This is a genomic window from Streptomyces sp. H39-S7, from assembly GCF_027158205.1.
GTDB lineage: Bacteria > Actinomycetota > Actinomycetes > Streptomycetales > Streptomycetaceae > Actinacidiphila.
The window spans coordinates 19,487-37,778 of record NZ_JAPVLU010000003.1 but is presented as its reverse complement, the minus strand read 5'-3'; the positions used below and the strand labels follow the sequence as shown (position 1 = coordinate 37,778).

At 72.4% G+C, this 18,292-nt stretch carries 19 protein-coding genes and 1 tRNA gene; 11 read left to right on the top strand and 9 right to left on the bottom strand.

Annotation, left to right across the window (positions count from 1 at the left end; translation table 11 throughout):
• Position 1: 1 nt before the first annotated feature.
• Positions 2 to 595, bottom strand: coding sequence for a 5-formyltetrahydrofolate cyclo-ligase (locus O3X23_RS03565; protein ID WP_269269609.1), 594 nt, complete (start codon positions 593 to 595; stop codon positions 2 to 4).
• 81 nt (positions 596 to 676) lie between these two features.
• Between O3X23_RS03565 and galU the strand changes: the two genes are divergently transcribed.
• The 7 genes from galU (at position 677) to O3X23_RS03530 (ending at position 5,860) form a co-directional block, all read left to right on the top strand.
• Complete coding sequence (gene galU, locus O3X23_RS03560) at positions 677 to 1,585, top strand: UTP--glucose-1-phosphate uridylyltransferase GalU (RefSeq protein ID WP_269269608.1); 909 nt, start codon at positions 677 to 679, stop codon at positions 1,583 to 1,585.
• Complete coding sequence (gene glp, locus O3X23_RS03555) at positions 1,582 to 2,874, top strand: molybdotransferase-like divisome protein Glp (protein ID WP_443047724.1); 1,293 nt, start codon at positions 1,582 to 1,584, stop codon at positions 2,872 to 2,874. Before galU ends, glp begins: the two co-directional genes overlap by 4 nt.
• 101 nt (positions 2,875 to 2,975) lie before the next feature.
• Positions 2,976 to 3,458 carry a cyclic pyranopterin monophosphate synthase MoaC gene (gene moaC, locus O3X23_RS03550; RefSeq protein WP_269269607.1) on the top strand — a complete coding sequence of 161 codons (483 nt, stop codon included), beginning with the start codon at positions 2,976 to 2,978 and terminating at the stop codon, positions 3,456 to 3,458.
• Complete coding sequence (locus tag O3X23_RS03545) at positions 3,455 to 3,955, top strand: MogA/MoaB family molybdenum cofactor biosynthesis protein (protein WP_269269606.1); 501 nt, start codon at positions 3,455 to 3,457, stop codon at positions 3,953 to 3,955. Before moaC ends, O3X23_RS03545 begins: the two co-directional genes overlap by 4 nt.
• A complete protein-coding gene (locus O3X23_RS03540; RefSeq protein WP_269269856.1) occupies positions 3,952 to 4,572 on the top strand; it encodes a GNAT family N-acetyltransferase in 621 nt (206 codons plus the stop codon). Before O3X23_RS03545 ends, O3X23_RS03540 begins: the two co-directional genes overlap by 4 nt.
• A 117-nt stretch (positions 4,573 to 4,689) precedes the next feature.
• On the top strand, positions 4,690 to 5,715 hold the full coding sequence (gene sepX, locus O3X23_RS03535) for a divisome protein SepX/GlpR (RefSeq protein WP_269269605.1): 1,026 nt from the start codon (positions 4,690 to 4,692) through the stop codon (positions 5,713 to 5,715).
• Between the two features lie 71 nt (positions 5,716 to 5,786).
• A tRNA-Ala gene (locus O3X23_RS03530) sits at positions 5,787 to 5,860 on the top strand.
• Between the two features lie 81 nt (positions 5,861 to 5,941).
• Here O3X23_RS03530 and O3X23_RS03525 read toward each other — a convergent pair.
• Both O3X23_RS03525 and O3X23_RS03520 read right to left on the bottom strand, forming a co-directional pair.
• Complete coding sequence (locus O3X23_RS03525; RefSeq protein WP_269269604.1) at positions 5,942 to 6,100, bottom strand: hypothetical protein; 159 nt, start codon at positions 6,098 to 6,100, stop codon at positions 5,942 to 5,944.
• A 74-nt stretch (positions 6,101 to 6,174) separates the two neighbouring features.
• The gene (locus O3X23_RS03520; protein ID WP_269269603.1) at positions 6,175 to 7,209 is read right to left on the bottom strand and encodes a LacI family DNA-binding transcriptional regulator; all 1,035 of its coding nucleotides are present in this window, start codon (positions 7,207 to 7,209) and stop codon (positions 6,175 to 6,177) included.
• Positions 7,210 to 7,362: 153 nt separating this feature from the next.
• On the opposite strand from O3X23_RS03520, the gene O3X23_RS03515 reads away from it, so the two are divergent.
• The 3 genes from O3X23_RS03515 (at position 7,363) to O3X23_RS03505 (ending at position 11,209) form a co-directional block, all read left to right on the top strand.
• On the top strand, positions 7,363 to 8,058 hold the full coding sequence (locus tag O3X23_RS03515) for an alpha/beta fold hydrolase (RefSeq protein ID WP_269269602.1): 696 nt from the start codon (positions 7,363 to 7,365) through the stop codon (positions 8,056 to 8,058).
• 166 nt (positions 8,059 to 8,224) lie between these two features.
• Positions 8,225 to 8,821, top strand: a complete 597-nt coding sequence (locus O3X23_RS03510) for a TetR/AcrR family transcriptional regulator (RefSeq protein WP_269269601.1) — start codon at positions 8,225 to 8,227, stop codon at positions 8,819 to 8,821.
• Between the two features lie 141 nt (positions 8,822 to 8,962).
• Positions 8,963 to 11,209, top strand: a complete 2,247-nt coding sequence (locus O3X23_RS03505; protein ID WP_269269600.1) for an MMPL family transporter — start codon at positions 8,963 to 8,965, stop codon at positions 11,207 to 11,209.
• Positions 11,210 to 11,385: 176 nt separating this feature from the next.
• On the opposite strand, the gene O3X23_RS03500 is transcribed toward O3X23_RS03505, so the two are convergent.
• Positions 11,386 to 11,886: a methylated-DNA--[protein]-cysteine S-methyltransferase gene (locus O3X23_RS03500; RefSeq protein WP_269269599.1), complete on the bottom strand. Its 501-nt coding sequence runs from the start codon at positions 11,884 to 11,886 to the stop codon at positions 11,386 to 11,388.
• The gene (locus tag O3X23_RS03495) at positions 11,886 to 13,367 is read right to left on the bottom strand and encodes an AlkA N-terminal domain-containing protein (protein ID WP_269269598.1); all 1,482 of its coding nucleotides are present in this window, start codon (positions 13,365 to 13,367) and stop codon (positions 11,886 to 11,888) included. Before O3X23_RS03495 ends, O3X23_RS03500 begins: the two co-directional genes overlap by 1 nt.
• Positions 13,368 to 13,544: 177 nt before the next feature.
• Between O3X23_RS03495 and O3X23_RS03490 the strand changes: the two genes are divergently transcribed.
• Positions 13,545 to 14,387 (top strand): isocitrate lyase/PEP mutase family protein, encoded by an 843-nt coding sequence (locus O3X23_RS03490; RefSeq protein WP_269269597.1) that lies wholly within the window; start codon positions 13,545 to 13,547, stop codon positions 14,385 to 14,387.
• A gap of 13 nt (positions 14,388 to 14,400) precedes the next feature.
• Here the strand turns inward: O3X23_RS03490 and O3X23_RS03485 are convergent, their stop codons facing one another.
• The 4 genes from O3X23_RS03485 to O3X23_RS03470 all read right to left on the bottom strand — a co-directional run bounded on the left by O3X23_RS03485 (position 14,401) and on the right by O3X23_RS03470 (position 18,073).
• Positions 14,401 to 14,838 (bottom strand): (4Fe-4S)-binding protein, encoded by a 438-nt coding sequence (locus tag O3X23_RS03485; protein WP_269269596.1) that lies wholly within the window; start codon positions 14,836 to 14,838, stop codon positions 14,401 to 14,403.
• Entirely contained in the window at positions 14,835 to 15,101 is a 267-nt protein-coding gene (locus O3X23_RS03480; RefSeq protein ID WP_269269595.1) for a DUF2630 family protein, read from the bottom strand. The genes O3X23_RS03485 and O3X23_RS03480 overlap by 4 nt, the downstream gene beginning before the upstream one ends.
• Before the next feature lie 72 nt (positions 15,102 to 15,173).
• On the bottom strand, positions 15,174 to 17,222 hold the full coding sequence (locus O3X23_RS03475; protein ID WP_269269594.1) for an MDR family MFS transporter: 2,049 nt from the start codon (positions 17,220 to 17,222) through the stop codon (positions 15,174 to 15,176).
• Between the two features lie 104 nt (positions 17,223 to 17,326).
• Positions 17,327 to 18,073, bottom strand: a complete 747-nt coding sequence (locus O3X23_RS03470) for a MerR family transcriptional regulator (protein WP_269269855.1) — start codon at positions 18,071 to 18,073, stop codon at positions 17,327 to 17,329.
• Between the last annotated feature and the right edge of the window lie 219 nt (positions 18,074 to 18,292).

Genomic DNA, 18,292 nt, shown 5'->3' with positions numbered 1-18,292 from the left:
TTCAGGGGGTGAAGCGGTGGATCCCCTCGGGGGTCACCGCGAGGTGCACGGGGTGGTCGTGCGGTTCCCTCGGGACCCGGGCGACCACCTCGTTCGCGTACAGCAGCACCATGAGGGCCGGATGGCGGCCCGCCCGCTCCAGCCGCGCCAGCACGCGGTCGTACGAGCCTCCGCCGCGTCCCAGCCGCAGCCCGTCCCCGTCGACCGCGAGCCCCGGCAGCAGCACCACCCCGGCGCGGGTCACCGTCTCGGGCCCCAGCCGCGAGCCGGCCGGCTCCGACAGCCCCCGGTGGGTGCGCTCCAGCGCCTCCGGCCCCTCGTACGCCGCCCAGTCCAGGTCGTTATCGGCCATCAGTACGGGAAGCAGTACGCGGGTGCCGGCGGCGCGCAGCGCGTCGATCACCTCGCGGGTACCGGGTTCCGTGCCCATCGAGACATAGGCCGCGACGGTGTCCGCCGTCCGGATTTCGGGCAGGTCAGCCACCCGCTCCGCCAGCGCGCGGGCCGCCGTCGCGAGCTCCTGCGGTGTCAGCCCGCGCCGGCGGCGCAGCAACTCGGCGCGCAGCGTCGCCTTGGTACCGTGGCCGTCGCTCATACCCCGCACTACTGCCGCCTATCAGCCGTTATCAACCGGAACTTCATCTTCATCTCACGCCCAGCGGTTATGGTGCACGGCATGACTCAAGCACGTACTCGGATCACCAAAGCCGTCATCCCGGCGGCGGGGCTCGGTACCCGGTTCCTGCCGGCTACCAAGGCCACGCCCAAGGAGATGCTGCCCGTCGTCGACAAGCCGGCGATCCAGTACGTGGTGGAGGAGGCGCGCGCCGCCAACCTCGGTGATGTGTTGATGATCACAGGGCGGAACAAGCGGGCCCTGGAGGACCACTTCGACCGGAACTACGAGCTGGAGGAGGCGCTGACCCGCAAGGGCGACGAGTCGCGCCTGGCGCGGGTGCGCGAGTCCAGCGACCTGGCCACCATGCACTACGTGCGGCAGGGCGACCCGAAGGGTCTGGGGCACGCGGTGCTGTGCGCGGAGCCGCACGTGGGCGACCAGCCCTTCGCGGTGCTGCTGGGTGACGACCTGATCGACCCGCGCGACCCGCTGCTGTCGCGCATGATCGACGTCCAGGAGCGGTTCGGCGGCAGCGTCATCGCGCTGATGGAGGTCGACCCCGGGCAGATCCACCTCTACGGCTGCGCGGCGATCGTGCCCACCGGCGAGGACGACGTGGTGCGGGTGACGGACCTGGTCGAGAAGCCCGCCGCCGGTGAGGCGCCGTCCTCGTACGCGATCATCGGCCGGTACGTGCTGGACCCGGCGGTCTTCGACGCGATCAAGAAGACTCCGCCCGGCCGCGGTGGGGAGATCCAGCTCACCGACGCGCTGCGGGAGATGTCGCACCGCGACGACGACGGCGGCCCGGTCCACGGCGTGGTCTTCACCGGCCGCCGCTACGACACCGGCGACCGCGCGGACTACCTGCGGGCCATTGTCAGACTGGCGTGCGAACGTGAAGACCTGGGCCCGGACTTCCGGACCTGGCTCCGCTCGTACGTGACCGAGGAGATGCAAGATTGAGCACCGTGACCGACCGGACCTGGTCTGTCTCCGAGCACCTCGACAACATCCTCGGGCAGCTGTCCCCGCTGGAGTCGATCGAGCTGCAACTCCTCGATGCCCAGGGCTGCGTCCTCGTCGAGGACGTCACCGTCCCCGTCGCGCTGCCGCCCTTCGACAACAGCTCGATGGACGGCTACGCGGTCCGCACCGCGGACACGGACGGGGCCACTGACGCGCACCCCGCGGTCCTGACCGTCATCGGCGACGTCGCGGCGGGCAGCGACCACCTGCCCACCGTCGGCCCCGGCCAGGCCGCCCGCATCATGACCGGCGCCCCGCTGCCGCCCGGCGCGGAGGCCGTCGTCCCCGTGGAGTGGACCGACGCGGGCACCGGCGGCGGACCGGCCACCACCATGCGGTCGCACAGTTCGGACCCGGCCGGCGCCAGTGGCGAGGTCCGGGTGCACCGTCCCGTCGAGGCGCGCCAGTACGTCAGGGCCCGCGGCAGCGACGTCGCCGCAGGGGAGCTGGCGCTCGCCGCCGGCACGATCCTCGGCCCGCCGCAGATCGGCCTGCTGGCCGCCATCGGCCGCGGCAGCGTCCGGGTGCGCCCGCGCCCCCGCGTCGTGGTGATGTCGACCGGCAGCGAGCTCGTCCAGCCCGGCGAGGAGCTCAGCCCCGGCCGGATCCACGACTCCAACAGCTTCGCGCTGACCGCCGCCGCGCGGGACGCGGGCGCCATCGCGTACCGGGTCGGCGCCGTCGCCGACGACGTCGAGACACTGCGTGCCACCATCGAGGACCAGCTCATCCGGGCCGACATCATCGTCACCAGCGGCGGGGTGAGCGTCGGCGCGTACGACGTGGTCAAGGAGGCGCTCGCCTCGATCGAGGACGACGAGAGCCGGGTCGACTTCCGCAGGCTCGCCATGCAGCCCGGCAAGCCGCAGGGCTTCGGCCGTATCGGCCCCGACCGCATCCCGCTGCTCGCCCTGCCCGGCAACCCGGTCAGCGCGTACGTCTCCTTCGAGCTCTTCGTCCGCCCGGCGATCCGCACGCTGATGGGCGCGGGAGCCGTCCACCGCGAGGTCGTGCGCGCGGTCTGCGACACCGCGATCGGGTCCTCGCCCGCGGGCAAGCGCCAGTTCCTCCGCGGCAAGTACGCGAACGGCACGGTGACGCCCGTCGGCGGCTCCGCGTCGCACCTGGTCAGATCGCTCGCGCACGCCAACGCGCTGATCGTCGTCCCGGAGGACACCACCTCCGTGGACAAGGGCGCGGAAGTCGACGTGATCCGGCTGGATTAGGCCCGTACGGCGCCGGCCGCGCCCCCCGGTGAAGGCCCTGCGGCCTTTTCGACCCGCCCTCCCGGTACGGTGGCTGCCCACAGGACCGGACCGGGAGAACGATGAGCAGCGCGCAAGAGCACCTCACCCACATCGACGAGGCCGGTGCGGCCCGGATGGTGGACGTCTCCGGCAAGGACGTGACCGCCCGCACGGCCCGTGCCACCGGGCGGGTGCTCGTCGCCCCGCGCGTCATCGAGCTGCTGCGCGGTGAGGGTGTTCCCAAGGGCGACGCCCTCGCCACCGCGCGCATCGCGGGCATCATGGGCGCCAAGCGGACGCCGGACCTGATCCCGCTCTGCCACCCGCTCGCGCTCTCCGGGGTGACGCTCGACCTCGCCGTCACCGACGAGGCCGTGGAGATCTCCGCGACCGTGCGGACCACCGACCGCACCGGGGTCGAGATGGAGGCGCTGACCGCCGTCACCGTCGCGGCCCTCACCGTCATCGACATGGTCAAGGCCGTCGACAAGGCCGCCGTCATCACCGACGTCCGCGTCGAGACGAAGACCGGTGGCAAGTCCGGCGACTGGCGGCGGTCATGAGCCCGGTCATGAAGGCCCTGGCGGTCACCGCCTCGAACCGCGCCGCCGCGGGCGTCTACGAGGACCGCGGCGGACCGCTGATCGTCGCGGCGCTGCGGGGGCTGGGCTTCGAGACCGACGGGCCGCAGGTGGTCCCGGACGGGGAACCCGTGCTGCGGGCCCTGCGGGACGCCGTGGCGGCCTCCTACGACGTCGTCGTGACCACCGGTGGCACCGGCATCTCGCCCACCGACCGCACCCCCGAGGCCACCCGCGAGGTGCTGGAGTACGAGATCCCCGGCATCGCCGAGGCGATCCGGGCCGCCGGGCGCGAGAAGGTGCCCACCGCGGTGCTCTCCCGCGGCATCGCGGGCGTCGCGGGCCGCACCCTGGTGGTGAACCTCCCGGGCTCGACCGGTGGCGTCAAGGACGGCCTGGACGTGCTCGCCCCGCTCCTCGTCCACGCCGTCGACCAGATCCGCGGCGGCGACCACCCTCAATCCGGGAGAGCGAGCTGAACGCGTCCTGGCCGGCCGAACTGGTGGACGGTGACATCACCCTCCGCCCGATCAAGATGCGCGACCAGCGCTCCTGGCGTGAGGTCAACCGCCGCAACCGCGAATGGCTGCGGCCGTGGGAGGCCACCGTGCCGCCCGCGCCCCCCGGCCACCTCGCCCAGCGCCCCACGTACCGTCAGATGGTGCGCCACCTCCGCTCGGAGGCGACCGCGGGCCGCATGCTGCCCTTCGTCATCGAGTACCAGGGGCGGCTGGCCGGTCAGTTGACCGTCGCCGGCATCACCTGGGGCTCGATGTGCTCCGCCCACGTCGGCTACTGGGTCGACCAGGCGGTCGCCGGACGCGGTGTCATGCCGACCTCCGTGGCGCTCGCCGTCGACCACTGCTTCCGCCATGTCGGGCTGCACCGGGTCGAGGTGTGCATCCGCCCGGAGAACATCCCCAGCCGGCGCGTCGTGGAGAAACTCGGATTTCGCGAAGAGGGTCCGCGGCCGCGCTATCTCCACATCGACGGTGCGTGGCGTGACCACCTGGTGTTCGCGTTGACGGCCGAGGAAGTGCCGGAGGGACTGCTCAACCGATGGCGTCACACCAGGCCGGGGACGCCACAGAAATAAAATATACGTTCGAAAATGAACCCAATCACAAAAAAATCTCGGCATATCAGCCAGATCGTGCGACACACCGTGCGGAATTGCGTATGGCGTGTCTCTGCGGCCCCTACCGTGTAATCCGTGAGCAGTAGTGGCCTCATCTACGCAGTCATCGTCGGGGCCTGGGCTGCCTACTTGGTGCCGATGTGGCTCCGTAGGCAGGATGAGCTCAACGAAGCGCGTCCGACGGAACGCTTCAGCACCGCCATCCGGCTGCTGTCCGGCCGGGCGGGGATGGAGCGTCGCGTCGCGAAAGCGCGCGACGAGAGCGATCAGCCCGATGATGCACCGGTGTCCGCCGTCGACGTGGTGGACGTCCGGGGCCTCGCCGTGCCCGCGACCGAGATCAAACCCGCCCCGGCGGCCCTTCCGGCGCAGCAGCACCACTCCGCCCCGGTGCACCAGAAGGCGCAGCGCCCCGGCCCGGCGTACAACCCCCGGGCCAAGGTCCTCGCGCGCCGCCGCCGCACCACGACGCTCCTCTTCCTGACGTTCACCGTCGGCGCCATCGTGGCCGCCGTGGGCGGCCTCGCGTTCCTGTGGGCGCCCGCGGCGCCCGCCGCGCTGCTGACCTTCTACATCGGCCACCTGCGCCGCCAGGAGCGCCGCCGCTTCGAGGTCAAGATCGACCAGCGCCGGGCCGCCGACGCCGCCGTGCGGCTGCGCGACCGCCCGCGCCCCCAGCACGCCGACGAGCCGGACCCCGCCGACGAGGCCGAGCCCGCCACCTCGCCGCGCACCGCGGACCGGCGGGCCCTCGTCGAGCAGACCGACCACGCGGAGTGGGTGGACCAGCAGCAGCGCGAGCAGCACGCCGTCCCCGACGACAGCTGGGACCCCGTACCGGTGCCGCTGCCCACCTACGTCACCGCGCCGGTCGCGCCCCGCACCCCGGGCGGCATCGACTTCACCGCCCCCGGCAACTGGAGCTCGGCCCGCTCCGGCACCACGCCGGGCCACGCGCCGGCGCCCGCCGCGACCCCCGAGCCGGAGCCCGAGCGCGAGCTCCCGCGCCCCACCCCCGGCCGCCGCTCCCGCGACCGCTCCCGCACCCCCCTGTTCGACCAGTACGCCGACCCGGACCGGCCACGCGCCGCCAACGAGTAGCCAATCGGTGACCAGCGAGGATCTCGTTAACAACCACCCCCGAGAGGGTGCTATCGTTTTCCTCGTTGCAAGGGCCTGTGGCGCAGTCTGGTAGCGCACCTCGTTCGCATCGAGGGGGTCTGGGGTTCAAATCCCCACAGGTCCACCGCAGCTCGAAGCCCCTGGCGGGGAAACCCGCCAGGGGCTTTTTGGTGCGCGTGCGGCTGGAGCGGTCGGTGGGGCGTGTTCAGCCCTGCCGCCGGCGCCACGTGCGGCGCAGCCAGCCCGTGCTCAGGGCGACGACGGCGACCACGAGGCAGACGGCGGCGCCCAGGACCATGGTCGTGCCGCCGACCACCAGCAGCAGGAACGTGATGGTGTCCCAGAGCGATGGGTCGTCTTCCATCCACACCCCCTTGATCGTTGTTCAGGACGCCGGGGGGCGGGCGCCGGTTCCGTCGGCGGGGCGCGCGGCGATCGTCAGGTGGAGTCGCGGGGGGTGACGACGACGCGGGTCAACTGGTGGGTCTCCGGGGCGGTTTCCGGTTCGCGGATGGCGCGGTCCACGAGGCCGACGAGGCGGCCGGTGGGGATCGTGTCGAAGGTGACGCTGGTCAGGCGGGGGCGCACCAGGCGGGCCAGCAGGAGGTCGTCGGCGCCGACGACGGCGACGTCGCCGGGGATGGTGAGGCCGGCGTCCTGGAAGGCGCGCATCACGAGCATCGCGTACTCGTCGTTGTAGGCGAACAGGGAGTCGAGGCCGAGCCGGGGCCAGCTGGCGGCGAGTTCGGCCGCTGACTCCTCGGTGCAGTCGAGCGTGAGCGGCTCGACGTGGGTGCCGGGCGCGGTCGCGGCGGCCGTCCGGACGCCGGCGAGGCGGGGGACGCTGAAGAGGTCGAGGCCCGACTCGGTGGGCATGATGACGCCGATCCGGCGGCGGCCGCGCTCCAGCAGGTGGCCGGCGGCGCCGGTGCCGAGCGTCTCCTGGTCGAGGAGGAGGGCGTGCGCGCCCGCCACCGGCCGCATGCCGAGGGTCAGGACGGCGCGGGTGCCCGAGCGCTTCAGCAGTTCGACGGCGGACGGGGTCAGGCCGGTGCCCGGCAGGGCGAGGACGGCCGCGGGGCGGAGTTCCGCCCAGGCGCGCGCGGCCTGCTCGCCGGCGCCCGCGACGGGGCCGTGCCAGACGCTGGTGTAGCCGAGCTCGTGGAGGGCGCCCTGCAGCTCCATCAGGAAGTCGCCGAAGAGCGCGCCGATCCTCGGGATCGGGCCGCTCGGAGTGGTCAGCAGGACGAGGCCGGAGTGCCCGGCCCGCAGGGCGCGGGCGGCGGCGTGCGGCACGTAGCCGAGCTCTTCCGCGGCCGCGCGCACCCGGTCCTGGGTCCGCGCGCTGACCCGGCCGGAGGCCTGGGCGTTCAGGACGTACGAGACGGTGGCGCGGGACACCCCGGCGAGCCGCGCGACATCGGTACTGGTCGGCGTGGCCGGGGGATTCGTGGGCTCGGGTGAGTGAATCATTCCGAGCCGCATCTTTTCAGAGATCCGGGCTGGCCGAAGGTTCGGGGTGGATGCTAGACATGTAGTTACACGTGTCATCAAGCAAGGTGATCATGTACGTCCGCAGGAGCGGCAGAGCCCCTTGGCAGCCTCGGCATCAGGAAAGGCATCACCATGCAGCTCAACACCCGCGAGTGGGGCACCGGCGACCGGATCGCGCTCCTGGTCCACGGCATCATGTCCGACCACCGCACCTGGCGCCGGGTCGGTCCCGCGCTGGCGGACCGCGGCTACCGCGTCATCGCCGTGGACCTGCGCGGCCACGGCGCGAGCCCGCGCGGCGAGTACACCCCCGAGCTGTTCGCCGAGGACCTGGTCGAGACGCTGCCGGGCGGTGCGGAGCTGGCCGTCGGGCATTCGCTGGGCGGGCTGGCGCTGTCGCTCGCCGTCGAGCGCCTCGCGCCCGAGCGGGCCGTCTACTCCGATCCGGCCTGGTCCTCGGCGGATCCCGCGCAGCAGGTCGACCCGGCGCTCTTCGTCCATTTCGCGCGGGCCACGCGCCCGCAGATCGCCGCCCTGAACCCGCGCTGGGAGGCGGCGGACGTGGAGGTCGAGCTCGCCACCCTCGCGCTGTGGGACGCGGACTCCGCCGCGTTCCTGGGCGGACGGCCGCTCAGCGGCTACCTGCCGGAGAAGCCCGCGGTCCCGTCGCTCGTGCAGCTCGCGGAGAAGAGCTTCCTGATCGGCCCCGACGACGCGGGGCTGCTCAGCGGGCGCGGCTTCGGGATCCGCACGGTCGTCGGCGCCGGGCACACCATCCACCGCGACGACTTCGACGGCTTCCTGCGCTCGCTGGACGGCTGGATCTGAGCCCCGGCCGGGTGCGGGGACGGGCGTAAAGCCGGACGTATGGCCGGTATAAAGACGGACAACGTGACCCACACCACCCATCGAAACGTTGCCGTTTCGATGGGTGGTGTTCTACTGTCGTGAGGTCAGCTGTACGAAACCGTTTCGTTTGGATGGGAGGCCGAGGATGTCGACGGAAGTCCCGGCACGCCGCACCAGGCTCACCCCCGAACGCGAGCAGGAGCTCTACGCCGCGGTGGTCGAGATGCTGCGGGAGGTGGGGTACGAGGCGCTCACCATGGACGCGATCGCCACCCGCACCCGCTCCAGCAAGGCGACGCTCTACCGGCAGTGGAAGGGCAAGCCCGAGCTGGTGGCGACCGCGTTGCGGCACACCAAGCCGGTGCGGATCGAGGACATCGACACCGGATCGGTGCGGGGCGACCTGCGCGAGCTGGTGCGGTGCCACGACGCCACCGGCGACTCGAAGCGGGACAACGAACTGATGCGGGCGCTCGGACAGGCCGCGCACCAGAATCCGGACCTGTTCCAGGCGCTGCGCCAACTGCTCATCGAACCGGAGATGGCCGCCTTCGACGGCCTGCTGCAACGTGCCGTCGAGCGTGGCGAACTGGCGGCCGACGTGCCCGCCAGGAATTTCGTACCGCACATGCTGATCGGCGCCGCGATGGGGCGGCCGCTGATCGAAGGGGTCGAACCCGACCCCGAATTCGCCTTCCGATACATCGACGCGGTGGTACTCCCCGCCCTGCGCCTGACCTGATCCGACCGGCTGGATCAGCCGCCTGATCCCCGCCCGGTCCCCCGGAAAGCCCCACCTGACACGCCGCTCTCGTCGTCGGGCAGGCACCGTACGCCCTTTTTCCCTCGACTTTCCCTCGACCCGACGGGAGCGCCGCGACTCGTGGCTACATTCCTTTACAAACTCGGCCGGTTCGCCTTCAGGCGACGCCGGTACGTCGCCCTCGCATGGGTGGCCCTGCTCGTGCTCGCCGGAGTCGGCGCCGCCTCGGCCTCCACTTCCACGTCGAGCAGCTTCTCGATACCCGGCACGGAGGCCCAGAAGGCCTTCGACCTGATGGAGCAGCGCTTCCCGGACGCCAGCGCCAACGGTGCCTCCGCGCGGGTGGTGTTCACGGCCCCCGACGGGCAGAAGGTGGACGTCGGCGCGCAGAAGACCGCCGTCGAGAACGTCGTCAAGGAGCTCAAGGACGGCAAGCAGGTCAGTTCCGTCGCCGACCCCTTCGAGTCGAAGGCCGTCAGCAAGGACGGCGGCACCGCCTACGCGTCCGTGAAGTACAAGGTCACCTCCATGGAGCTGGCCGAGGAGGACCGCGAGGCGCTCAAGGACGCCGCGCAGCACGGCCGGGACGCCGGGCTGACCGTCGAGATCGGCGGTGACGCGCTGCAGGCGATGCCGGAGACCGGCGCGACCGAGATCATCGGTATCGGCATCTCCGCGGTCGTGCTGCTCGTGACCTTCGGGTCGCTGGTCGCCGCCGGACTGCCGCTGCTGACCGCGCTGATCGGCGTGGGCATCGGCGTCTCGTCGATCACCGCGCTCGCCAACGTCCTGGATCTGGGCAGCTCCACGTCCACCCTCGCGATGATGATCGGCCTCGCGGTCGGCATCGACTACGCCCTCTTCATCGTCTCCCGCTTCCGGCACGAACTCACCGAGGGGCGGGAACCCGAGGACGCGGCCGGCCGGGCCGTCGGCACCGCCGGTTCCGCGGTGGTCTTCGCCGGCCTCACGGTGCTGATCGCGCTCGCGGGCCTCGCCGTCGTCAACATCCCGATGCTCACCAAGATGGGCCTCGCGGCGGCCGGCACGGTCGCCATCGCGGTCCTCATCGCGCTCACCCTGATCCCGGCGCTGCTCGGCTTCGCCAAGCACCGGGTGCTCGGCCGCAAGGTGCGCAACGGCCTCAAGGGCGCTGCGGACGCCACGGACTCCGCCGTGAAGAAGCCCAACATGGGCACCCGCTGGGCCCGCTTCGTTCTGCGCCGCCCGATCTGGGTGCTGGTGGTGGGCGTGCTCGGCCTGGGCGCGATCGCCATCCCGGCGGCCAGCCTGGAGCTCGGCCTGCCCGACGACGGCTCGCAGCCCGTCAGCACCACGCAGCGCAAGGCGTACGACCTGCTGTCCGACGGCTTCGGCCCCGGCTTCAACGGCCCGCTGATGATCGCGGTGGACGCCGCGCACAGCGACGACCCGAAGGTCGCGCTGGACAGGATCTCGCAGACCATCACCAAGATGGACGACGTCGAGAAGGTCACCGAGCCCGCGTTCAACAAGGCCGGCGACACCGCGATGCTGACGGTCGTCCCGAAGTCCAAGCCCAGCGGCCTGGAGACCGAGGACCTGGTCCACACGATCCGTGGCCAGGCGGCCGACATGAAGGCCGAGACGGGCGCCGTGACGCTGGTCACCGGCACGACGGCCATGAACATCGACGTGTCGCAGAAGCTGAACGACGCGCTGCTGCCGTACCTGGCGCTCGTCGTCGGCCTGGCGTTCCTGCTGTTGATGGTGGTCTTCCGCTCGGTGCTGGTGCCGCTGAAGGCGGCCCTCGGCTTCCTGCTCTCGGTGGTCGCGGCCCTCGGCGCGGTCGTCGCGGTCTTCCAGTGGGGCTGGCTCGCGAGCCTGCTCGGCGTCGAGCAGACCGGACCGATCATGAGCATGATGCCGATCTTCATGATCGGTGTGGTGTTCGGTCTCGCGATGGACTACGAGGTCTTCCTCGTCACCCGGATGCGTGAGGCGTACGTGCACGGCGAACGGCCCGGCCAGGCGATCGTCACCGGCTTCACGCACGGCGCCCGGGTGGTCGCCGCGGCCGCGGTCATCATGATCAGCGTCTTCGCGGGTTTCATCGGCTCGTCGGAATCGATGATCAAGATGATGGGCTTCGGTCTCGCCATCGCCGTCGCGTTCGACGCGTTCGTGGTGCGCATGGCCGTCGTCCCGGCGGTCCTCGCCCTCCTCGGCAAGGCCGCCTGGTGGCTGCCGCGCTGGCTCGACAGGATCCTGCCGAACGTGGACGTCGAGGGCGAACAGCTCCAGAAGAACCTTGCGGCGCAGGCCGGACCATCGACGGGGGCCGCGGGACCGGCGCCCGAGCGGGTGGAGGAGCCGAGCCGCATCTGACGCGGCACATCAGCCGGGGCCGCCGGTAGGCGGAGAGCTCGACGGCGGCTCCATGACGCGCCTGCCTCCGTGGGGACGGGGGGATGGCGCGCAGGACAGGGCCCGGCGGACCGCCGGGCCCTGTGTCGTACCCGGAGCCGGCTGCACCGGGCCCTGTGCCGTGCCCCGGGTCCGGATCAGAAGAGCGCCGCCGGTTCGTGCGTCCCCTTCTCGAAGGCGAGCAGGTAGCGCTTGCGGTCGAGGCCGCCCCCGTAGCCGGTGAGGGAGCCGTCGGCCCCGACGACGCGGTGGCAGGGCACGATGATGCCGATGGGGTTCTTGCCGTTGGCGAGCCCGACCGCGCGGGAGGCGCCGGCGTTGCCGAGCAGGTCGGCCAGTTGCCCGTAGGAGCGGGTCTCGCCGTACGGGATGTCCCGCAGGGCGGTCCAGACCCGCTGCTGGAACGGGGTGCCCAGCAGCGTCATCGGGAGGTCGAAGTCGCTGAGTTCCCCGGTGAAGTAGGCGGCGAGCTGTTCCTCGACGGCGCCGAACGCGGAGTCGTCGCGTTCGCCGAACGTCTCCTCGGCGGGGAGGTGCCGCTGCTGCGTCATGTACAGGCCGCAGAGCGTCCCGTCCTGGGCGACGAGGGTCAGCGGGCCGCAGGGGGAGTCGGTCACGGTGTGGGTGCGGAGGGACATCACGCGGCTCCGGTGGTGGGAAGGGTGTTGACGGCATGGTCGCCGGTCGCCCACAGGTACTGGACGGCGTACGCGCGCCAGGGCGCCCAGGCGGCGGCGTGGCGGGTGAGCGCGGCGGGGGTGGTGGGCAGGCCCAGCTCCTTGGCGGCCCAGCGGATTCCGAGGTCACCCGGCAGGAACGCGTCCGGGTCGCCGAGCGCGCGCATCGCGATCGACTCGACGGTCCACGGGCCGAACCCCGGCAGCGCGGACAACTGGGCGCGGGCGCGCTGCCAGTCGCTGCCGACATCGAGGTCGAGTTCCCCGTCGGCCAGGGTGGCGACCAGTGTGGTGAGGGTGGTGCGGCGGGTCTGCGGCATCGCGAGCGCCGCCGGGTCGAGGGCGGCCAGCGCCGCCGGGTCGGGGAACAGATGGGTCAGCCCGCCGCCCGGATCGTCGAGGGGCTCGCCGTGCGCCGTCACCAGCCGTCCGGCGTGCGTGCGGGCGGCGGCCGTCGAGATCTGCTGGCCGAGCACGGCGCGCACCGCGAACTCGGGCCCGTCCGCGACCCGCGGCACCCGGCGGCCGGGTGCCTTGGCGACGAGCGGGGCCAGCACCGGGTCGGAGCTGAGCTGTGCGTCGACCGCGACCGGGTCCGCGTCGAGGTCCAGCAGCCACCGGCAGCGGCTGATGGCGTGCGCCAGATCGCGCAGGTCCGTCAGACGCAATCGGCACGCGATGTGGTCGGGCTGCGGGCTCAGGGAGACGATGCCGGGGCCGTGCGGCAGCCGCAGGGTCCGGCGGTACGCGCCGTCGCGCCACTCCTCGACGCCCGGCACCGCGGTGGCCGCCAGGTGCCCGAAGAGGTTGTCCGGGTTCAGCGGGGCCCGGAACGGCAGCCGCAGCGACAGTTCGCCGGGGGTGGCGGCCGGGCGGCCCCTGGCGACGCGGGCGCGCAGTTCGGTGGGGGAGAGGCCGAAGACCTCGCGGACGGTGTCGTTGAAGGTGCGGATGCTGGAGAAGCCCGCCGCGAAGGCGGCTTCCCCCATCGGCAGCGCCGTCGTCTCGATCAGCAGCCGCGCGGTCTGGGCGCGCTGCGCCCTGGCCAACGCCAGCGGGCCCGCGCCCAGTTCGGCGAGGAGCTGCCGCTCCACCTGGCGGGTGCTGTAACCCAGCCGGGACGCCAGCCCCGGGACCCCGTCCCGGTCGACGACGCCGTCCGCGATCAGCCGCATGGCGCGCGCCACGAGGTCCGCCCGCTCGTTCCACTGGGGCGAGCCCGGGCTCGCGTCCGGCCGGCACCGCTTGCAGGCACGGAAGCCGGCCTGTTGCGCCGCCGCGGCGCTCGGGTAGAAACTCATGTTCCTGACCTTGGGCGGCACCACCGGGCAGCTCGGCCGGCAGTAGATCCTGGTTGTCAGCACCGCGGTGAAGAACCACCCGTCGAACCGGGCGTCCTTCGACTGCACGGCTCGTACGCAACGTTCGAAGTCGGTGTGCATGACTCCAGCATCACTCCGGGTCACAGCGCCGGTCTAGCGAGAATCCGACATCTAGTTCGGCCGGGTGAAGCAGCCCAGGACCGCGGCCCGTCCGGCCCGAGCCCGCCCCGCCGGCCCGCGACGTCCAGGTCGCGAAATTGCCGGACGGAGCCGGGGGCGTGCTGATGGACTGTCCCCATGACTACGCCGAACCTCCGTGACAAGGCCCTGCTCCTCCACTCCCTGCACACCACCGACCGGCCGCTCGCCCTCGCCAACGGGTGGGACGTCGCCAGCGCCCGGATCATCGAGGAGGCCGGGGCGGCGGCCGTCGCCACCACCAGCTGCGGTGTCGCCTGGAGCCTCGGCTACGCCGACGGCGACCGGCTGCCCCGCGAGCTCGCGCTCGCGCTGATCGGCCGGATCGCGTCGGCGGTCGGCGTGCCGGTCTCCGCCGACATCGAGAGCGGCTTCGGGGAGGACGCGGCCGGGGTCGCCGAGACCGTCCGCGGGGTCATCGCCGCCGGGGCCGTCGGCATCAACATCGAGGACGCGCTCGCTGACGGGCCCGAGCCGTTGCGCACCATCGCCGGGCAGGCGGAACGGATCGCCGCCGCCCGCCGGGCCGCCGACGAGGCGGACGTCCCGCTCTTCATCAACGCGCGCACCGATGTCTACCTGCGGGCCGTCGGCGAGCCGGAGGAGCGGCTGGGTGCGGCGCTGGAGCGTGCCGCCGCCTTCATCGAGGCGGGCGCGAGCGGGATCTTCGTCCCCGGGGTGACCGACCTCGCGGTCGTCGCCGAACTGGCGAAGAACATCACCGCCCCGCTCAACATCCTCACCGGACCGGGCGGGCCGTCCGTCGCCGAACTCGCCGGGGCCGGTGCGGCACGCGTCAGCATCGGCGGGCGGATGGCCGAGGCGGCGTACGGGGTGGTGCGGCACGAGGCCCGCGAGTTCCTGGCCGACGGCACCTGCACCCCGGCGGTGGACGGACTCGGATACGGCGACCTGCAGGCGCTGTTCCCGTCGTCGTCCTGAGCGCCGCGGCCCGTCAGCCGGCCGTCGTCCCGCACGGGCCCGTGTGATCGCAGTACGGCGCGTGCCTCGTGGTGCCGCAGCCGCACAGGACGGCCCGGGTCTCGGTCCTGACCTCGCCGGAGGTGTGGACGACGAGGTCGCCGCGGACCGCGATGCCTCCGGAGGAGGAGCGGCTGATCTCGGTCGGGTGGGTCGGCTCCTCCGGATGGCCGCCCTCCAACCGGTACTGCAGCGCGCCCGAGGGGCAGCGCCGGACGACCTGCGCGACGAGGTCGGCGGGGGCGCCGCCGGGCCGGATCCACGGGCGCCCGGCGGTGCCGAAGACCTCGGGCAGGCCGCGCACGCACTCACCGGCGTGCAGGCAGCGGCCGGCCTCGAAGGTGACCGTGATGCCGTCCCCCGCGTAGGCCCGAGCGCCCTCGGGGATCGGCACTTCGGTGCTTCCCGTCATGATTCGTATCCCTCGACGGTGAACTCGGACCGGACGCGGGCGCGGCCCGGGTCCTCACCGGCCTGGCCCTTGGCGCGGCGCTGGCGCAGCAGGTCCCAGCACTGGTCGAGTTCGCGTTCCAGGGCGGCGAGCCGGGCCTGCTCGGTGGGCACGTCGATGCGGCCCTCGGCCAGCTGCTCCCGCAGTTCCTTCTCGTCCGCGACCATGGTCCTGATCTTGGAGAGGATCGCCTGTTCCGCTCTGGTGTCGTCGGGCTGGTCCATGGGGTGCCTCCTCAATGCGGCGATGCGTGGTCCATGCGGCGGCGCAGGCGAGCTCTTCTCCACCTTCGCAGTTCACAAGGCGGTGCGCTCCCGGTGCGCCTCCTCCTCGTCCAGGAGGCGGGCGGCGATGCCCTCGACGGCCCGGTCGAGGCGGGCGCGGTCCGCCGGATCCGAGACGTCCCAGTCGTCCAGGCGTTCGTCGAGCCAGCGGCGCCACGCTCCGGCGAGGAGGTCGATCTGCGCCCGGCCGGAGTCGGTCATGGCCAGTCGCTCGCCGTCGAAGTCGGCGTATCCGGCCTGGGCGATCGTGGAGAAGGCCGGTTCGAGGACCTCTCCCGGCATCCGGTGGGCCTTGGCGACGGTGCTGAGCCGGGCTCCGCCCTGGAGTCTGCCGCGCCAGTGGACCTGGCCCAGCGCCCAGGCCTGGCCGGGTGTGAGGGGGCTGCCGGAGTCGGCGAGGATCCGCAGCGAGACCGGTTCCTCGGCCTTGGCCCGGCGCATGACCTGGGCGATGGAGCGCTCCAGCTGACGGTCGGCGTCCGCGGAGCTGGGGGCGGCGAAGGCATCGCCCATGTCGGAGGCGCCGGCCCTGGCGCTGTCGCGCAGCGGCACCTCCTTGAGGAACCAGGAGACGACGAAACCGACGAGCGCGACCGGTACGACCCACTGGAAGACGTAGTTCACGGTGTCGGCGTAGGCGTCGATGATGTGGGTGATCCGGTCGGCGGGCAGCGCGTGCAGGGCGGCCGGGCTCTGTACGGCGGCGGGGTCGATGCCGGGCGACCGGGCGAAGGCCTCTTCGAGGTTGGGGCCGAGCTGGTTGCTGTAGAGCGTGCCGAAGATGGCGGTGCCGAAGACGCTCCCGAGCGTGCGGAAGAACGTGACGCCCGAGGTCGCGGAGCCCAACTCGTGGTAGGGCACGGTGTTCTGCACGGCGATGGTGAGCACCTGCATGGCCAGCCCGATCCCGAGGCCGAGCACGAACATGAACAGGGATTCCAGCCAGACGCCGGTGGACACCCCCATCGTGGACATCAGGTACAGGCCCAGCGCCATGACGGCGGTGCCGACGATCGGGAAGATCCGGTAGCGGCCGGTGCGGCTGACGACGATGCCGGACAGCATCGAGGTGCCGAGCAGCCCGATGACCATCGGGAGCGTGCGGACGCCCGAGACGGTCGCGGAGACCCCGTCCACGTACTGCAGGTACGTCGGCAGGTAGGTCAGCGCGCCGAGCATCGCGAAGCCGACGATGAAGCTGAGCACCGAGCAGATCCTGAAGACAGGGCTGCGGAACAGGTGCATGGGGAGCATCGGTTCCCTGGCGCGCAGTTCCACCAGGACGAACGCGACGAGCGCCACGACGGAACAGGCGAAGAGGCCGATGATCGTCGCCGAGCCCCAGGCGTACTCGTTGCCGCCCCACTCCAGGGCCAGCACGAGCCCGGAGGCGCCGAGCGCCACCAGCACGATGCCCAGGTAGTCGATGGTGGGGCGGGTGGCGGTCCTGACCGCCGGGATCGTCCGGGCGGCCATGACGACCATGACGATCGCGATGGGCACGTTGATGTAGAAGCACCAGCGCCACGAGGCGTGGTCGGTGAGGAGGCCGCCGAGCGTCGGGCCGACCACGGTGGTGACGCCGAAGACCGCGCCGAGCGCGCCCTGGTACTTCCCGCGTTCGCGCAGCGGGATGACGTCCGCGATCAGGGCCATCGCGGTGACCATCAGCCCACCGCCGCCGATGCCCTGGACGGCCCGGGCGATGATCAGCATCCCCATGCCGTTGGCCAGGCCCGCGACCACGGATCCGGCGACGAAGACGACCGCGCTGACCTGGAAGACGATCTTTCGGCCGAACAGGTCACCGAACTTGCCGACGAGGACCGTGGAGACGGTCTCGGCGAGGAGGTACGAGGTCACCACCCAGGCCATGTGCCCGGCGCCGCCGAGGTCCGCGACGATGGTCGGCAGGGCGGTGGAGACGATGGTCTGGTCGAGCGCCGCCAGCAGCATGCCCAGGACGATCGTCACGAAGACCACGTTGGTCTGGCGGCGGCTGAGCGAGGACGGGCCCGAGGGCGGTTCCGTACCGGGACCGGCCTCGGCGAGCGTGGTCATCGGGCCGGTACCTCCTGTGCCGGGGGCGGGTCCCCCTCAGGATTGGACGCGGCACCGCGTTCCGCCACCGCTGGTGCGCCCGCGGGGGCCCGCGCTCGGAGCTCTCACGGCGTGGGGGCGCCCGGCGGGTCCTCGGGGGCCGAGGTGTTCCGCAGCCACTTCTCCAGCTCGGTCCGGACGCGCCGGTCCATGGCCAGCGCCAGCTCCGCGTCGACCACGTTCTTGGCCAGCGGGTGCAGCCGCTCCAGGGCCTCGGCGAGCCGGGTCACCTCGCCGGGGGGCAGGTGGTCGGCGGCGGCGTCCACCACGTGTTTGCGGATGAGCACGGTGAACAGGTCGGCGAGCGCGTCGACGTGGACCCGTACGGATCGGCCCGTCTCCAGCACGGCGGCCAGCGGCACGCCCTCGCGGACGAGGGCGGCGGAGGCGTCGAGCAGCCGGCGGCTGGTGTGGACGACGTCCTCGCCGTCGACGGCGATGTAGCCGATGTCCAGGGCCGTCGTCAGGTTCTCCGGGGTGACGTCCCCGCCGAAGTAGTCGGCGAGGGCCTCGGGGGTCAGCCGGACCGGCGTCTCCTCGGACCACGGCGTGATCAACGCGCCTTCCAGGCCGAGGAGTTCGGCCACGCCGTCGAGGGTCCTGCCGTTCTCCCACGCGCCGATCAGCTCGGCGATGCCGCCGAGGGTGTGGCCCCGCTCCAGCAGCGCGGCGATCGTGTGGAGGCGGGCGAGGTGGGCCTCGCCGTACCAGGCGATGCGCCCTTCGCGGCGCGGTGGCGCGATGAGCTTGCGCTCGCGGTAGAAGCGCAGGGTGCGCACGGGAATGCCGGCCGCCTCGGCCAGCGCCTCCATGCGGTACTCCCGCCCGGAGGGTTGCTCGTCGGAATCCCGCGGTTGCTCGGCCACGCGGCCAGCCTATGCCGTGCCGGCGGCCGGTCCGGGCCGGTCGCCTCCGGGAGTGGGCGTCCGGAGGGCGGATCCGGCCCGACCCCTACCGCCGGTAACCGCGGTGGTCTACGGTACAACCGTGCCAGTGATTGCTGGCGTGATTGAGGGCAGGGAGGCGGCGCC

Excerpts from the sequence above, each read along its gene's own strand:
- O3X23_RS03515 (WP_269269602.1), top strand. The coding sequence starts at position 7,363 with ATGCAGCTCAACACCCGCGAGTGGGGCACCGGCGACCGGATCGCGCTC.
- galU (WP_269269608.1), top strand. The coding sequence starts at position 677 with ATGACTCAAGCACGTACTCGGATCACCAAAGCCGTCATCCCGGCGGCG.
- O3X23_RS03510 (WP_269269601.1), top strand. The coding sequence starts at position 8,225 with ATGTCGACGGAAGTCCCGGCACGCCGCACCAGGCTCACCCCCGAACGC.
- O3X23_RS03520 (WP_269269603.1), bottom strand. The coding sequence starts at position 7,209 with ATGATTCACTCACCCGAGCCCACGAATCCCCCGGCCACGCCGACCAGT.
- O3X23_RS03485 (WP_269269596.1), bottom strand. The coding sequence starts at position 14,838 with ATGACGGGAAGCACCGAAGTGCCGATCCCCGAGGGCGCTCGGGCCTAC.
- O3X23_RS03495 (WP_269269598.1), bottom strand. The coding sequence starts at position 13,367 with ATGCACACCGACTTCGAACGTTGCGTACGAGCCGTGCAGTCGAAGGAC.
- O3X23_RS03490 (WP_269269597.1), top strand. The coding sequence starts at position 13,545 with ATGACTACGCCGAACCTCCGTGACAAGGCCCTGCTCCTCCACTCCCTG.
- O3X23_RS03470 (WP_269269855.1), bottom strand. The coding sequence starts at position 18,073 with ATGGAGGCGCTGGCCGAGGCGGCCGGCATTCCCGTGCGCACCCTGCGC.
- O3X23_RS03475 (WP_269269594.1), bottom strand. The coding sequence starts at position 17,222 with ATGACCACGCTCGCCGAGGCCGGTCCCGGTACGGAACCGCCCTCGGGC.
- O3X23_RS03545 (WP_269269606.1), top strand. The coding sequence starts at position 3,455 with ATGAGCCCGGTCATGAAGGCCCTGGCGGTCACCGCCTCGAACCGCGCC.
- O3X23_RS03500 (WP_269269599.1), bottom strand. The coding sequence starts at position 11,886 with ATGTCCCTCCGCACCCACACCGTGACCGACTCCCCCTGCGGCCCGCTG.
- O3X23_RS03525 (WP_269269604.1), bottom strand. The coding sequence starts at position 6,100 with ATGGAAGACGACCCATCGCTCTGGGACACCATCACGTTCCTGCTGCTG.
- moaC (WP_269269607.1), top strand. The coding sequence starts at position 2,976 with ATGAGCAGCGCGCAAGAGCACCTCACCCACATCGACGAGGCCGGTGCG.
- O3X23_RS03480 (WP_269269595.1), bottom strand. The coding sequence starts at position 15,101 with ATGGACCAGCCCGACGACACCAGAGCGGAACAGGCGATCCTCTCCAAG.
- O3X23_RS03565 (WP_269269609.1), bottom strand. The coding sequence starts at position 595 with ATGAGCGACGGCCACGGTACCAAGGCGACGCTGCGCGCCGAGTTGCTG.